Below are 15181 nucleotides of genomic sequence, written 5' to 3' on the forward strand. Positions count from 1 at the left end.
CGGTATAGGAGGCTATTATCGAGGGCTCTCCGTCTCCGTCCCGAATCTGGAGCTGGCCGCCTTCCTGAACCTCGAAGCGGTACTGGCCATTGGATGTGCAGTTGAAGAGAATGGTCACGTTCTCAAGGGTCAGATTCCCGCCCGCAGCCACAATCAGATTTCCATTGAGAATTATTGTCTCGTTCCAGACCATAGTATCATTGGCTACTACCCAGTCGTCCTGCTCCGGCGCCGGGTAGTTGCCCGACCCTCCCCCCCGTTGCGTTTAGCGTCGAGAGGTTGCCCGAGAGAATCAGTAAGCTGGCAAGCAGAGGGCTCCAGATGCTTCGAGAAACTCTTCTCCTATCGACCCCGCCCACATCATTCATAAAATTGGAGATATAAATAATTTGTTGTGAAAAAATCCATACTCGTTCTGGATGGCCCGGCCCGCGCAGGGCGAGGTGCCTCCATGGCCCCGTGGCAGTCACCCGCGAATTCTGGGAATGTCATCTGCCGACTTTTCCCGGGTGTGGTCTTCGCCCCGACGACCTTCGGTCTGTCCGCCCTCCGGGCCGCGCTCCCTCACGGATAGACCCTGTTTATCGTCCTCGGGAACGGGATGGTGTCCCGGATGTGCTCCTGTTTGCATATCCACCGGACGAGGCGCTCGATCCCGAGCCCGAAGCCCGAGTGCTGGACGCTCCCGTACCTCCTGAGGTCTATGTACCACTCGTAGGGCCCGAGGGGCGTTCCCTGCGCCCTGAGCCTCTCGACGAGCTTGTCCGCGTCCACCTCCCTCTCGCTCCCCCCGATGATCTCGCCATAGCCCTCGGGCGCTAGGAGGTCGGCACAGAGGTAGGTCCGGGGGTCGTCGGGGTTCTCGCGCATGTAGAAGGGCTTGGCCTCCTTCGGGTAGTTGACTATGAAAACCGGTTTCTCCTCGCCCTCGACCAGAACCCTCTCCTCGTTGGTGCCGAGGTCTTCGCCCCACTCCATCCCGTAGCCCCTATCGCGCAGGAGCTCCAGCGCCTGCGCGTAGCTGAGCCTCTTGAACGGGGGAGTGACCCTCTTGAGCTCCGCCGGGTCGCGGCCGAGCGCCCTCAGCTCCTCCGGGTTCCTCTCCGCCGCGGCGTTGACCATCGCAGAGACCAGCTCCTCCTGAATTCGCATGTTCTCCTCATTTCCGACGAAGGCCTCCTCGCCCTCGAGATGCCAGTACTCCGCGAGGTGCCTCGTTGTGCGGGAGCGCTCCGCCCTGAACGAGGGCGTTAGGCTGTAGACCCTCTCGAGCGAGAACATGATGGCCTCGAGGTAGAGCTGCGCGCTCTGGGCCAGATAGGCCTTTTGGTCGAAGTACTTCAGCTCGAAGAGCGTGGTACCGCCCTCGCAGGCATTGGAGGTGATGATGGGGGGAGTGACCTCGTAGAAGTCGTTCCGGGCGAACCACTCGCGCGCCGCGGCCAGGACCGTCGCCTTGACCTTCATCACGTTGGTCAGCGCGCGGCTCCGAATCCAGAGGTGCCGGTTGTTCAGCAGGTGCTCTTCGCTCTGGTACTCCGTGATGGGGAAAATAGCGGCCGCACCCAGAATCTTAAAACTGCTGGCCCTGAGCTCCCAGCCTCCCGGGGCGCGCGCGTCCCTAGTCACAATGCCCCCGGCCTCAACCGAGGATTCAATGAGCGCCCTCTTTGCCGCCTCGAAGTCCGGCTCTGGAACCGCTCCCCTCGCCACCGTTGTCTGGAGAACGCCGGTGGCGTCTCTAATCTGCACGAAGCAGATTCCCCCGCTCGAGCGGGTTCGGTATATCCAGCCCCGGACCCTCGCCTCCCTTCCCTCGAGCTCTCCGCTCAGAACGCGGCGGATTTTAACCGTCTCTCCAGACATGCCCGCTCAAGAGTCCTGTGGCGAAATAAAGATTTAGGTCTCAAGCCCCGCGAAAGCATCATTATCGCGCCGTCTCATACGGAGCATCATGAGGACACCGCTCGACGTTATCGCCGTCGGGAACATAGTGATTGACTACCAGGTAGGCCCGCTCGAGGACCTACCCTCATGGGGCACCCTGACCAAACTCTCCCGTGGGCCAAGGCCGGCCATCGGCGGAAACGGCGCAATATTCGCTGTGGCCGCAGCGAGACTCGGCCTGCGCACGGCTCTGGCCGGCAGGGTTGGCCGAGACTCTTGGGGCGACTGGATTCTTAGTAGGCTGGCAGAGGAAGGGGTCGAGACGGAGAGGGTCAGGAGGGGGAGGGGGGGGACCGCCACCACAATTGTTCTCGTGCGCCCGGACGGGGAGAGAGCCTTCCTACACCACATCGGAGCCGGGGCCTCCCTGAAGTCGAGGGAACTCCAGGGGCTCCCACGCTGCCGCTGGCTCCACATCTCCTCGATGTTCCTCCTCCCATCCTTGACTTCACGTGGCATCGAGAGGGCCCTAAGGGCGGCGGAGAGGATGGGAGCAAAGACCTCGCTTGATGTCGCTTGGGACCCCAGCGGAGCCTGGGAGCTCGGGGGCTGCCTGACCGCCGCCGACTGGTTCCTGCCAAATCTCGACGAGGCCAGGGCGATAACTGGGAAGAAAAACGTGGAAGAGGCGGCCGGTGCGCTAAGGGATATGGGGGCGAGAAACGTCGCCGTGAAGATGGGGGCGGAGGGGGCGCTCGTGCTCTCGGAAGAAGCGGGTGTCCTCCGCATCCCGCCCTTCAGGGTCAATGCGGTGGACAGCACGGGTGCAGGCGATGTTTTCGACGCGGCCCTCGTCTACGGCCTCCTGAAAGGGATGCCCCCGGCTCGAGCCGCCCTCCTGGCCAGCGCCGCGGGAGCCTTTAGCACTACAGCTGTGGGCGGGACCGCCGCTGCCCCGAGTGCGGCCGAGCTGATCGAGTTCATAAGATCCTGCAAAAGGGAAAGAGGATGAGGATTTTATAACGCGAGGGGTCTGGGGTGGGCCTCGCGACGAACGCGGGAGAGAGTGCAAGAGCGGGGCCCGGGCGACGTTTGAAGAGGCCTCACAAGCGCATAGCCTCAATCGAGTGCTCGGCGCTTTCGGCTTGACGAGGCTCGTGGTCGCCGGCTCCGCCGCGCCGGGCGCTCCTTCCTGAGGTCAATCGTCGCCTCCCTTGCAGGCCCGACCGATATCAGCTCTATTGGCGTACCGAGCTCTGATTGGATGAACTCGATGTAGGCCCGGGCCTGCAGTGGAAGGGCCTCGTAGCCTCGTGAGGCAATGTCCCTCCATTCCTCCTCGCCGAGCTCCGGCCAGCCCTCCAGCTCTCTATACACAGGCCTCGCCTCACCGAGCGTCCGGAGGCTAAGGGGCCAGCCGCGCACCCTCCGCCCCCTGAGTTTGTAACGGACCGCCACTTTGACTTTTCTCAATCCCCCCAAGACATCGAGCTTTGTGAGTGCCAAGGCGTCGAAACCGTTGACCCGGCAGGCGTGCCTCAGGGCCACGAGGTCGAGCCAGCCGCACCTCCTCGCGCGGCCGGTCGTTGTGCCATACTCGCCCCCCTTCACGAGCAGGTGGTGCCCCTTCTCATCGTCGAGCTCAGTCGGGAAGGGCCCCTCGCCCACGCGAGTGGTGTAGGCCTTGACAACCCCTAGCACACGGTCTATTCTCCGAGGACCGATTCCCGCTCCGGTGCAGGCGGCTCCCGCCACCGCGTTCGACGATGTGGTGTAGGGGTAGGTGCCGTGGTCTGGGTCGAGCAGGGTTCCCTGCGCCCCCTCCAAGAGAACCCTCTTCCCAACATCGAGCGCCCTGTTCAGCACAGCGGAGGTGTCGCAGACGTTCTCCTTCAGAGTCTCTCCCGCGATTAGGCAGCGCTGAATCAGCTCATCCCAAGGGGGGAGCGCCCCCCGGCGGCCGGTGGTATCAAGGATGGCCCGCCTCGCCTCGAGAATCAGCCAGAGCTTCCTCTCGAGCGTGTCCCTCTCGAGGAGGTCCCCCATCGTCACCCCGAGGCGCGCGGCCTTGTCGGTGAAAGCGGGCCCTATGCCCCTCCCGGTCGTACCCAGCCGCCCTCCGGCCCTGAGCTCCTCTTCGAGACCGTCGAGAAGGATGTGGTGCGGGAGAATCACGTGGGCCCTCTCGCTGATGAGCAGCTTGAACCCGCTCACTCCCTGCTTCCTAAGAATCGCCAGCTCCTCCATGAGCCTCCAGGGGTTGACCGCGACTCCATTGCCGATAACGGCCGTGCAGCCCTTTCTTAGTACCCCGGAGGGGACCAGATGGAGTTTCAGCTCCCTCCCGCCAGCGCGTATTGTGTGGCCCGCGTTGTCACCGCCGTTGAAGCGAACGACATAGTCTGCTTCGCGCGAGAGATAGTCCACAATCTTACCCTTGCCCTCGTCCCCCCACTGGGCCCCGACAACCACCTCTGCCGGCATGGGCCTCTCTCTGGCAAACCACGCAAAAGAATAAATGACTTTCGCTGCATACCTGGGGTCTGCATATGGACGAGGGTAGTAAAATCCGCTCGGCGCTCGGGGCTGTCCTAACATCAGCGCTGTTGCTCATCATCGCTGGGTGCCTCGGTGGGCCCCCGCCAGAGGAACCTAAGCTCAGGCTCTCGCCCATTGAGGGGTCTCTGCGGGCCGCCGCGGGCGACAACGTGACTTTCATCGTGCTTTTGAAGAATAACCGTCTCGGGCAAGAGGTGCTCCATGTGAGCGTGGACTCCCAGCCGCCGGGATGGTCAGTCACCCTGAGCAACACAACTTTTGAGATCGGGCCGAAGGCGAGGAAGCCCGTATTCGTGACCGTGGGCATTCCACCTGACACAGACGTGGGCAGGTACACTGTGAAGCTCCTCGCCACACCCACCCTTGCACAGGGCGGGGCAGTAACGAAGGGGCTCGTTATCAATGTCATTGAGCCCGCGGAGCCGGTGGTGGTGCGGGGCAGTCAGGTGAGGGTGGACTACACTGGCTATCTCTCGAGCTACGAGGTCTTCGACACCTCCGTGCGGTCCGTGGGGAGCGACATCTACATTCAGAAGAGTCCAAGGTTCAGCCCCCCAGCGCTCAACAAATACGAGCCGCTATCCTTCAGGGTCGGAGAGGGCCAGATGGTGTCGGGGTTCGAGAGCGGTGTTCTCGGGATGTGCGTGGGGCAGTCCAGGACGCTGGCCGTCGAGCCCCGGGAGGGCTACGGAAAGTTCGAGAGAGTTAGAATCAACTTGAGTGAGAGCTTCCCGATGGTCAGGGAGATGACTATCCTTAACTTCACCCAGACCTACGGCGAGGAGCCCGCGCCGAACAAGGTCGTGCTCGAACCCTACTGGGGTTGGAAGGTTCATGTTGTAAACGTGACACAGGACTCTGTCACCGTCCTGACTCTCCCTGAGCCGGGCCAAACCTCAACGCCATACGGCTGGGAGAGCAGGGTCGTCGATGTCAACGGGAGCGCGGACGGTGGGAGGGGCAGAATAGAGGTCCGGCACTACCCGACAGCGGGCGTGAACGCCTCATATAAAGGCATCGCGGCCGAAATCGTCGAGCTGACATCGAGCCACATTGAGCTCGAGTACAACACGAATTACAGCAACCCTCTTGCGACACAGGTGCTCTACTTCATAATAAGAGTCGTGGCGATATCGTGACGGGGAACCGACCTAGCCCTTCCCCGCGTGCTCGGGGAGGGAGCGGAGAGCAGAGGTGGAGGGAGAGAGATGGAGAGAATAGTAATTGGGGTCAGGAAGGAGATGGCGCCCAGAATCGGAGAGGTCCTGAAGGACGACCTCGTTAGCCGCCAGAGCATTACGACCCGAGAGGCTGCCGTGCTAGGGCTGAAGTCCGAGCTACATCTGGTTTTCATCGAGGGCACAGCGGCCGCCATCGAGCGGGCGAGGGAGCTCTTCAAGGAGCTGGGTGAACCGCTGCCCGAGCCCGAGGCCTCCGAGGCATTCCGGAAGCTGAGGCAGGAGGAGGAGAGAGCCTCGGTCGGCATGGGTATGATTTTCGAGAGCTAGCCGGGGAGGTCCCCCGCCTCCCTTGGCTCCGCCTCGGCCTCCGCTACCCTGTCCCGGAGGGGGGCGGGTTGCTCCGGAGTTCCGGGCTCGGCCGACGGGGGCTCCGTCGAGGGCTCTCCCTTCTTTTCCCCGGGCGGCCTCAGCTCGACCTCATGATGGCCGGGCTCGGCCTCCAGCTCGCCCTCCCGAGCGCCGAGGGAGGGCATCACCTGAAGGAGCTCAGGCTCCTCCTCCGCCTCCGGAACGGGCGGGCTCGCACCGGTGCCCTCTCTTGCGCCCGAGGGCGGCGGCCCGGCGTCGCCCCCGGGCTCACCGCCCTCCCGTTTCTTCTCGTCCCTTTGGGCGCCGCCCTCCCCTCCCGCTCCCTCCTTCACCATTTCGGGCCCGATAGGCATCCTTGGCTCTTTCTCAGCCTCGGGGCTCTTCTGGACGAAGAACTCGTCCTTCGCCCTCTCCTCCCTTATTCGCGCGATGCGCCTCCTCTGGGCGATCGCGATGATGAGGAGGAGAATGCACATTGCACCGCCAGCGGCCGCCACCTCCGTCCAGCCCTGCCAGGGTGGCCGCTCGCGTATTTCCAGAATAAAAATCGTCTCCGAGAAAGCGCCCTCGCCGTCCGTGACCCTCAGGACCGCCGGTCTCACTCCCGATGTGTGGAAAACGCAAGTGAGGTTGGGCGTTGAGTTCGAGCGGAGTTCGAACGTGTAGTCTCCATCTAGGTCCCACTCGTAGCTCTGGATGGACCCGTCGGGGTCGCGGGCCGTCAGCCTCACGGACACGGGCTCGCCCACGTATCCTACCACAAGCCAGCCATCGGGGATGATCGGAGGCTGGTTGACGTTGATTACTGTTACTGTCCATGAATGGAGGAGGGTGCCGTTCGAAAGAGCGCTGAGATTATGAACGCCGCTGTCTCTGTAGCTCGGGGAATAGGTGAAGCAGCTCCCGGAGGCGTTCAGAATGGCGCCGTCGAGGGCCCAAGAGACCGGGCCCCGGGCCCCCTCCAAGCGGAATGCCCTGCTCTCGCCCTCGAGCATCTCCACGTCGCCCTCCGGGAGCGCCAGAAGGGGCGCGATGAAGCTCACATTCCAGAAGAACTCGAATGAGCTCGCCCCATCGGAGACGTAGACCCTGAGAGTGTGCGCTCCCGAGCTCCCAGCTGGGGGCTCGAGAATGAGCTCAGAGCCGTTGCAGCCGAGTAGGATCGCGCCGTCCAGAAACCACTGGAAGACCAGCGGGTCGCCGTCGGGGTTGGAGACGTTGACCGAGAAACTTCTGCTGCTTCCCGAGCCCAATTCGATGTCCACGGGGGGGTCGAGCCCGGTGACGCACATCGGCAAGTCCACGTTGATAACGGTAAGGTTCCATGAGTGGAGGTCAGTGACGGCACCGGAGGTGGCTTCAACGGTCACCGTGTGCGCTCCTGCGGAGCTGAAGTTTGCTTTATAGGTGAAGCTCTTCCCGCTCCAGCCCTGTGAGGCGCCGTCCACGAGCCACCTGAGCTCGACCGCTACGCCGGGCGAGATTGTGACGGAGAAGGTGACGCTCTCACCTTCATTGATGACCGGCTCGTTAGGGGGCTCGGCACCGGTTATCAGGGTGGCGTCGGCGGGTACGTGGCGGAGGGGGACGGTCAAGGCGAGCGCTACGATGATTACACAAGAAAATAGGGCCAGCCGCCTAGTGGGGCTCTGGCTTCTCACTCGTCGGCAAGCGATGATTGTTGCGTGATCTCTACCTCTGGGAACGGCTGTGGGTCGGGGGAGGGACCACGCATCGAGGCAGCACTTCTCGCGCAGGTTTTCCAGCGGGCTCTCAATCCCCTTCGACCACATATCCGCCCAACCATTTTTCTATATAATAATTATTCTTTCCTTTTTCCTTTTTTTAACGCGCCTGAGGGCCCTCTCCAGAGATGCCGGGTCGGGTCGCTCGCCGCGCGAGCGCAGAATGACCCCCACCGCCGAGCGCCCGCTGTGCCTTCCGAGCACGATTTTCCTCCTGTTTCCCACGGCATCCGGAGGATAGGGCTCGTAGGTCGCGGGGCAGGCGAGCACCCCCGCGATGTGGATACCGGCCTTGTGCGTGAAGACGCCATTGCCGACGATGGGGGCGTTGCGGGGTATCCTGACACCGGCGATCCGTGCGACGTACCTGCAGAGCGGTGTCAGACCCTCCATCCTTATGCCCGTGTCCCTACCGTAGAGGAACCTGAGGGCGGCGGCGAGCTGCTCGAGAGGAACGTTGCCGCACCTCTCGCCAAAGCCGCAGACCGTCGTAGCTACTGTATCCGCTCCTGCCTCCAGACCGGCGAGGGCGTTCGCGAGGGCGAGGCCAAAGTCGTTGTGCAGGTGGAGGGTGAATGGCGTGCGCGCGAGCGGCCTCAGGCGCTGGACGAGAAAGCGAATCGCCTCGGGAGTGGCGCAGCCGAGCGTGTCGGCTATACCAACCCGCCAGGCCCCGGCCTCGAGTGCGGTCTTTATCATTTTCTTTAAAAAAGGCAAGGAGGTGCGAGTTGCGTCCTCTGGGGTGAAGGAGGCCTTTATGCCCAAGGATCTCGCGTGGTCGAGCGCTTCCGGAATTCTGTGCAGGACATCCTCTTCTGTGATTTTTAATTTATACCTGAGATGCAGAGGGGAGGCGGCGATGAAGAGGAGGGCGGCGTCGGCCTCAGCCTCCTGTACGGCGTCAATATCCTCTTTGCGGAGTCTGGACAGGCAGAGGATTTCAGCGTCGAGGCCCGCGCGGGCGATTTTCCGCACCGCCATCATGTCCTCCCGGGAAACGGCTGGGAAGCCCACGTCTAGTTGGGGGACGCCAAGCTGGTCAAGTCTCCGGGCGATTCCAAGCTTCTGCCGCTCCGAAAATGCGATACCGACCATCTGTTCGCCGTCCCGCAGCGTGGTGTCATAGATCGTGATTTTTGGAGGAAGGTTCCTCTTCGTCATGAAGTTGAAATGGGAGACGGCAGCCCCTGTTCCTGCGCTGCCGGAAACTCCGCGCAACACCGGACCCATCAACCTCCCCTCCTCCCTCCATCACGCCCCTCGTGCCCGTTCCCATCCTCTCCGTCCTCAGTTTCGCCCATCAGCTCAGGGTTCGCCTTCGGCCCCTCCATAGAACACGAAGGAGTAACGGAGCACTCCGAACCGCGCGACCCGCTCTCTATCCCCTCCATCCCCTCTCCGCTCCTCTGTCTGAGCCCGATGTTCCACTCTGGCCGTCCGTATCGAGTCCTGACAAGCTCGGCAGCCAGCTCCACCTCCGCGGGGGTGGCACGGCCAGGAGCGAATCTTACCCCCAGCGCCCTTTCGAGCGCATCCCTGAGCGCCGCCTTCACCTCCTCCATCGGGGGTGCGCGGCCAAGCTCGGCACGCAATGAGGTCACACGACTCTCAGGGGCACACAATGAGTGCCTCTCAAGCTTCTCCCTGGGAACCCTGAGCGCCCTGAACATCTCGGCTGGGTCCGCGTCGACGATAATCGTGCCGTGGGTCAGGACAACTCCCCACTTCCTCATCTGGGCGGAGCCCGAGACCTTCCTTCCGTTCACGATGACGTCGTTCACGGGCGAGAATTCAGCCCGCACGCCAAGAGCTGATATCCCCTCCGCGAGCGCTGTGCAGACGACGCGGAGTGAGGCCTCGACAGAGGAAGGGAGGAGATTCTGGGTTGTGAGGGAGTAGACGAGCTGCCTCTCGTCAGTGTATATCGCCCCGCCGCCGCTCAGCCTGCGGACCACATCGATTCCGCGTGCGCGGCAGTAGTCCAGATTCACCTCCTGCGCGGCGTCCAAAGAGTACCCGATCGTGACGGCCGGCGGCCTGCGGCTGTAGAAGTGCAGAGTGTCTGGGACCGACCCCGAGGCCCGCGCCCGCGCTATCGCCTCGTCAAGCGCCGCCGTGAATGGCCCGGGGGCCGGTCCCGTGTCCACCAGCCTCCCAGTGCGCTCCATCCCGCTCACCCCTTCGCTGCGGTCGGTTACGGTCTTGGGATAAGCACCAAAACCAATAAATATACTTCCGGTGATGGGAAAGTGGCGAGATTTATGAGAGCGAGTGTAGTAGTTCCGCTGGTCTCGGTGCTGATGCTTCTTGCCCCTGGGCTTGTCAGACCTCTCAGCCCCGCTGCCTCTGGAAGCGACGCGGCGGAGCTACCTCTGCAACACAGAATTCCTCTGCGGTTCGAGGCCTGGGCCTCTACCGATGACTACCTCGGCCGGGAATGGTCGGTGATTCAGGTCACCGGGTGCGCCGTCAGCATGGACCCTGGTAAACCGATGATTCCCTATCGGGTCGTGAATCTGGAGCTCCCTAACCCCCTGATAAAGGCCGAGGCCCGGTTCGGGGGAGCGGTCAGGTACTACGGCGTCAGGCTGATGCCCGCGCCCCCATACGAGCTCATGGGTCTGGACAGACCGGACACGACCCGGCCTCTCGTGGACGAGTGCTTCTACTCGAGAAACGCTCTCTACCCATTGAGGCCCTACGAGGTCCACAAAATCGGTGAGGGGAGGACCGACGATGGCATGAGGGTCTGGTCCTACAACATCATCGTCAACCCCTTCAGGTACAATCCCGCCAAGGAGGAGGCGGTCCTCTACACCGAATGTGAGCTGGAGCTGTGGTACGACGAGACTCCCCGACCCTTCCCCGGCCCCCGGGCGCCCATCGAGAAGTACATAATAATCACCACCTCCGCCGTTAACAGCTCCTCAGCCCTCAAGCCACTGCTCGAGTGGAAGACCAAGAAGGGCCTCCCGGCGAGGTCCTACGATATCTCCTGGATAAATGCAAACTATCCCGGTTACGACACACCTGAGAGGCTGCGCAACTTCCTGCGGGACAAGTACTACAACAGCTCTCTCGAGTGGGTTCAGATTGTGGGAGACCACGAGGACGTGCCCGCGCGCCTCTGCGACAACCCCTGGCCTATTGCACCCTACGACGACGACTGGATGCCCACCGATACATACTACGCCTGCCTAGACATCGGAACCACATGGGACTCCTTCGACCACGACCATGTCTATGGCGAGCTGTTCGACACGAACAACGACGGCCTATGGGACTCCTATGACCTAGACGACGCAAGGCCCGACGTCTGGGTGGCGCGCTTCGCCAGCAGCGACGTTTCGAAGGTAACGACCTGGGCGAACAATGTTGTGAACTATGAGAGGAACCCTAGCGCTGGGGCCTGGATGGACACCTGCACCTTACTCGCCCCCGACGCAGGCAGCGCCGGCAACGCAACCTGGATGAGGAACAAAATGGAGGAGTTCGTCTACAAGAATCAGCAGGGCTACTACGGCTACCTGAGCGTTCTCTACGGAACAATCAACAGGCTCTACGAGGCCAATGGAACGCTGAGCAGGCAGGCGTTCATAAACTCCATCAACAATGGCTTCGCCTTTGGAACATGGATAGCCCACGGGACGCCAGACTACTTTAGCTCCTCCGGCCCTCCGGGGGTGCTTTTCTACTCGAGCGACGTCTCCTCCCTGAACAACGGCAATAAAAAGCCTGTGCTCCTCAGTATGTCCTGCCTTACCGGATGGTTTGACGGCAGGGAATGCCTCGCAGAGGCGCTGACGGAAAACAATCTGGACAATGGAGCGATCGCGTACGTCGGTTCCTCGAGAGTTACCCTGGGCAACCTGAACTACGGCTACGAGGCCAACGGCATCGGTATCGGGATGGACTTCATGCACATGATGGAGCTCGGGAAGACTCTGAACAACCAGAACCTTTATGCCGGCAGGGCGCTCCTCAACGGGAAGTACGCCTTCGCAGACTCGTGGTTCCCGTTCTGGGAGGCCGCGACCAAGGCGTTCTTCGAGTTCAACCTCTTCGGCGAGGTCAACTGCCCCGTATGGACCGAGGCACCCCCCGACATCAATCCGCAGACCGTGATCAGCGAAAACCCTGGATACAAGGAGGTCACAGTGACTGTCAGGGACGCGATGCACAATACCCCACTGAACATGAGCTTGGTCTGTTTGATTGACCAGGCCTCCGGCGTCTACGAAGTCAACATCACTAGGCTCGACGGAAAGTGCAAGCTCTTCGTCCCCCAGACGCTCCAGACCGCAAACATAACCATCACGAGGGCCGACTTCAAACCGGTCGAGTACCTCTCATCGATGATAGACACATTCGCGCCCTACACGGCGCTGCACGTTATTCCAGCACAGCCTGATGGCGAGAATGACTGGTACAAGACGGCCCCCCAGATTCGCCTGACCGCCGAGGACGCTGTCCAGACATTCTACAGATGGGACAGCCAGCCCTTCACCCTGTATACGGGCCCGATTACTGCCCCGGAGGGCGTGCACAGGCTGGAATTCTACTCTGTCGATTATATTGGAAACAAGGAGGGCACTAGGGACTATAACTTCAAGGTCGATTCTGTGGTTCCCGAGACAGTGGTCAATGTCACTCCCCCCGAGCCGGACGGGAACAACGGCTGGTATAGAAGCAGTCCCGTCGTCGCTCTCTCATGCAACGACAGCGGCTCACCCTCTATATGGGTCAAATGGAACGCCGACCCCTACTTCGACAGGTACGAGACGCCCCTGACCGTTCCCGAGGGCGAGAACACCCTCCACTTCTACTCAAAGGACCAGGCCGGGAACAGAGAGCCGCAGAGGTCACTCCACTTCAAGGTGGACATGACGCCGCCAGTGACCAGCGCTCTCGTAAATCCCCCAAAACCCGATGGTCAGAACGGCTTCTACAGAATCGCCCCCACAATCTCCCTCTTCCCCGATGTTGTGGGAGACACTGTAGTGTACAGATGGAACGAGGGGGATGAGGAGAATTACACGGGAGTACCACTCAAAGCGCCGGAGGGCATCAACACTCTTTACTATCATGGGATAGACCCCGCCGGCAATGTAGAGCCCCTAAACAACCTTACGATCATGGTCGACTCTCGCGCGCCCACAACGAAGGTGATTGCAGACCCGGAGCTTCCGGATGGGAAGAACGGCTGGTACATCACTCGGCCCCTCCTGAGCTTCGATACGGAGCTAGAGGCTACCGTATTCTATAGATGGGACACAGAAGAGTTCAAGTGTGCCACAGAGCCTCTCAGGCCTCCCGAAGGCATTCATACCCTGACCTATTACGCGGTTGACCTCGCGGGAAACAGGGAGGTCAACAGGCTCGCCACCTTCAAGGTGGACACCATCGTTCCGGCGACCAACATATCCATCGCCCCCGCTGACCTGGGGGACGAGTGGTACACCAGAAAGCCGAAGGTGAAGCTCTGGAACGATGGGAGCGCGGACATATTTTACTACTGGGACACGCAGACGGATTCTGTGCAGAAATACACAAAGGAGCTCGACGTTCCCGAGGGGAGGCACTTCCTGAACTACTACTCCATGGATGAGGCCGGGAACAAGGAGGAGGAGAAGAGTAAGGGCTTCAAAGTGGACACGATACCCCCGACGATCGGCCTGACAATCAGCAGTCTACTCGTCGAGCCGCACGAGGCCGTCAGCTTCAACCTCAGCGGCGCGGACGCCAATGGTGTGCAGGCCTACCTGCTCGACTACGGCGACGGCAACGACACCGGCTGGACGAGCAACACACAGTTCAGCCACGCCTACTCCTCGCCCGGGAACTACACCGTTATTGCCCTCGGCAGAGATGGCGCGGGGAATGAAGGCAGGAGCGCGGCTTTCAGAATCGAGGTCAGGGAGAGGCCGGCGCCTCCGCCGCCGGTGAAGCCTCCCGAGGAGGAGGAACTAGGCGTGGTGTTCTATGCAGGCATTGCAATCGGGATCATCGTTCTAGTAGTGGCCACCGCCGGCGTCCTCGCGCTGAGGCAACGCAGGAGGAGGCCCGAGAGAGAGGAGGAGAGGGCGGAAGAGGAGAGGAAAAGGGAACTGATGCCAGCGCTCGCCTGGGCCGAGGAGGCGGGAGCCCCGGCCGCGACGGTGACCGAGAGGGCCGAAGGGGAGGTCCCTGAGGCAACAGCGGAACTCGCTCCAGAGCCTACCACCGGAACAATCACCTGTCCAAAGTGCGGAAACGAGACCGAGGCCGACGCCGACTACTGCTACATTTGTGGCGAGAGATGGAAGAAAGGCAGGGGCGGCTCGGCGGGAGGCCTCCCAGAGGGCGTGGAAGCGGGAGGGCCGACCAGGGCCGGGGGAGGAGCGGACGAGGTTCTCTACGGTAGTGGTGGAGGCGACGCCGCTGAGCGCAACCCCACGTACGCATCGACTGGCGGTCCTCCCAGCCGGCCTGCTCCTGCACCTCAGGTTCCTCAGGATAGAATCCATGCACCCCGCCCCCCCTCCTCACCACCCCCTCCTCCTCTCTCGGCGCCCTCCGCCGCGGCCTCAGTCGCAGGCGGCAGGCCCTGCCCGAAGTGCGGCGCGGAGCTCCACCGTATCACGGAACTACCCGGTTCTCAGGGCGAGCAGCTCAGGAGGCTTCAGGCACGAGGCCAGCACGCCTTCAAGTGCAAGAACTGTGGCCACTTCGAGATATCCGCTTGGAAGGGGAGCTAACCCGCGACGCGAGTAGCAAACAAGAAACTCCTTTTGCCACGCCTCTCCACCCTGACGAGACCCCTCTGCACAAGGGAGGCGAGGTGGCGGTCGAGACGGCGCTTTGGAAGGTCCATCTCAGCGGCGAGTTCAGCGACAGCGATACCCGGAAGCGAGTTGATGCTCTGGAGTACCGCCCTCTCCTCCTCGAACGGTACTGTTAGGCTAGAGCAAGGATAATAGCGCCTGAAGGCTCCATCGCGCAGGGAACGAACGAGTCGCTCGCGCTCTAGTGTGCTGAGGTGGTAGGCCAGCACTCCATTTGTCAGATTCAGCTCCTTCATTATCTGGCTGAAGCAGGCTCCCGGGTGGGCCAACACATATCCAAATATCTGTTCCCTGAGCTGGTGGTTCAGCAGACCCTCCCTCCTTAGCCTCGTGTATAGCGGGACAGCGAGAAACGCGGACGCGGGATCCAACAGCGGGATAAAACGGCCGGGGTTTCCAAAGGAGTCGGGGGGGGATGAACTGCTCCGCTCATCCCATCCTTCCGAGATAGGCGAGACGATGATGAGCAGCATCAGGGCTGCCAGACCCGGTGTCACAAACCCCATCAGACCAATCATTCGGTCACAAATGAATATAAAGATTCGGGGTATATATGAAAAGATTATATATTGCATAAATAGAGAGCGATGTGGAACCCGCGCGGGAATGTGACACG

General features: G+C 61.7%; 11 protein-coding genes. 4 read left to right on the forward strand and 7 right to left on the reverse strand.

Translation table 11 applies throughout. The features are described 5' to 3' along the window. A partial coding sequence (locus QW379_09290; GenBank protein ID MEM2870590.1) for a hypothetical protein occupies positions 1–193 on the reverse strand: 193 nt, incomplete at its 3' end. Between the two features lie 371 nt (positions 194–564). Then, positions 565–1866, reverse strand: a complete 1302-nt coding sequence (gene asnS / locus QW379_09295; GenBank protein MEM2870591.1) for an asparagine--tRNA ligase — start codon at positions 1864–1866, stop codon at positions 565–567. Positions 1867–1954: 88 nt separating this feature from the next. Here asnS and QW379_09300 point away from each other — a divergent pair, with 88 nt between their 5' ends. After that, positions 1955–2899, forward strand: a complete 945-nt coding sequence (locus QW379_09300) for a carbohydrate kinase family protein (GenBank protein MEM2870592.1) — start codon at positions 1955–1957, stop codon at positions 2897–2899. 107 nt (positions 2900–3006) lie between these two features. On the opposite strand, the gene QW379_09305 is transcribed toward QW379_09300, so the two are convergent. After that, positions 3007–4371: an adenylosuccinate synthase gene (locus tag QW379_09305; protein ID MEM2870593.1), complete on the reverse strand. Its 1365-nt coding sequence runs from the start codon at positions 4369–4371 to the stop codon at positions 3007–3009. 65 nt (positions 4372–4436) lie between these two features. On the opposite strand from QW379_09305, the gene QW379_09310 reads away from it, so the two are divergent. Both QW379_09310 and QW379_09315 read left to right on the forward strand, forming a co-directional pair. Continuing rightward, a complete protein-coding gene (locus QW379_09310; GenBank protein ID MEM2870594.1) occupies positions 4437–5585 on the forward strand; it encodes an FKBP-type peptidyl-prolyl cis-trans isomerase in 1149 nt (382 codons plus the stop codon). Positions 5586–5654: 69 nt separating this feature from the next. Continuing rightward, positions 5655–5954, forward strand: coding sequence for a hypothetical protein (locus QW379_09315; protein MEM2870595.1), 300 nt, complete (start codon positions 5655–5657; stop codon positions 5952–5954). Here the strand turns inward: QW379_09315 and QW379_09320 are convergent. The 3 genes from QW379_09320 to QW379_09330 are packed head-to-tail and all read right to left on the reverse strand — an operon-like array spanning position 5951 to position 9909. After that, positions 5951–7789: a PKD domain-containing protein gene (locus QW379_09320; protein MEM2870596.1), complete on the reverse strand. Its 1839-nt coding sequence runs from the start codon at positions 7787–7789 to the stop codon at positions 5951–5953. The genes QW379_09315 and QW379_09320 overlap by 4 nt on opposite strands. An 18-nt stretch (positions 7790–7807) precedes the next feature. Then, a complete protein-coding gene (locus QW379_09325; protein MEM2870597.1) occupies positions 7808–8962 on the reverse strand; it encodes a homoaconitate hydratase in 1155 nt (384 codons plus the stop codon). A gap of 8 nt (positions 8963–8970) precedes the next feature. Next, entirely contained in the window at positions 8971–9909 is a 939-nt protein-coding gene (locus QW379_09330) for a biotin/lipoate A/B protein ligase family protein (GenBank protein MEM2870598.1), read from the reverse strand. A gap of 93 nt (positions 9910–10002) precedes the next feature. Between QW379_09330 and QW379_09335 the strand changes: the two genes are divergently transcribed. Then, a complete protein-coding gene (locus tag QW379_09335) occupies positions 10003–14478 on the forward strand; it encodes a C25 family cysteine peptidase (protein MEM2870599.1) in 4476 nt (1491 codons plus the stop codon). Here QW379_09335 and QW379_09340 read toward each other — a convergent pair. After that, complete coding sequence (locus QW379_09340; GenBank protein MEM2870600.1) at positions 14475–15071, reverse strand: helix-turn-helix domain-containing protein; 597 nt, start codon at positions 15069–15071, stop codon at positions 14475–14477. The genes QW379_09335 and QW379_09340 overlap by 4 nt on opposite strands. Between the last annotated feature and the right edge of the window lie 110 nt (positions 15072–15181).

The sequence above is a fragment of the Thermoplasmata archaeon genome (assembly GCA_038851035.1).
In the GTDB taxonomy this organism is placed as follows: Archaea; Thermoplasmatota; DTKX01; order VGTL01; family VGTL01; genus JAWCLH01.

What these genes read in the sequence shown, in the direction of transcription:
- asnS (MEM2870591.1), bottom strand. Translation starts at nt 1,866, where the DNA reads ATGTCTGGAGAGACGGTTAAAATCCGCCGCGTTCTGAGCGGAGAGCTC.
- QW379_09300 (MEM2870592.1), top strand. Translation starts at nt 1,955, where the DNA reads ATGAGGACACCGCTCGACGTTATCGCCGTCGGGAACATAGTGATTGAC.
- QW379_09305 (MEM2870593.1), bottom strand. Translation starts at nt 4,371, where the DNA reads ATGCCGGCAGAGGTGGTTGTCGGGGCCCAGTGGGGGGACGAGGGCAAG.
- QW379_09310 (MEM2870594.1), top strand. Translation starts at nt 4,437, where the DNA reads ATGGACGAGGGTAGTAAAATCCGCTCGGCGCTCGGGGCTGTCCTAACA.
- QW379_09315 (MEM2870595.1), top strand. Translation starts at nt 5,655, where the DNA reads ATGGAGAGAATAGTAATTGGGGTCAGGAAGGAGATGGCGCCCAGAATC.
- QW379_09320 (MEM2870596.1), bottom strand. Translation starts at nt 7,789, where the DNA reads ATGTGGTCGAAGGGGATTGAGAGCCCGCTGGAAAACCTGCGCGAGAAG.
- QW379_09330 (MEM2870598.1), bottom strand. Translation starts at nt 9,909, where the DNA reads ATGGAGCGCACTGGGAGGCTGGTGGACACGGGACCGGCCCCCGGGCCA.
- QW379_09335 (MEM2870599.1), top strand. Translation starts at nt 10,003, where the DNA reads ATGAGAGCGAGTGTAGTAGTTCCGCTGGTCTCGGTGCTGATGCTTCTT.
- QW379_09340 (MEM2870600.1), bottom strand. Translation starts at nt 15,071, where the DNA reads ATGGGGTTTGTGACACCGGGTCTGGCAGCCCTGATGCTGCTCATCATC.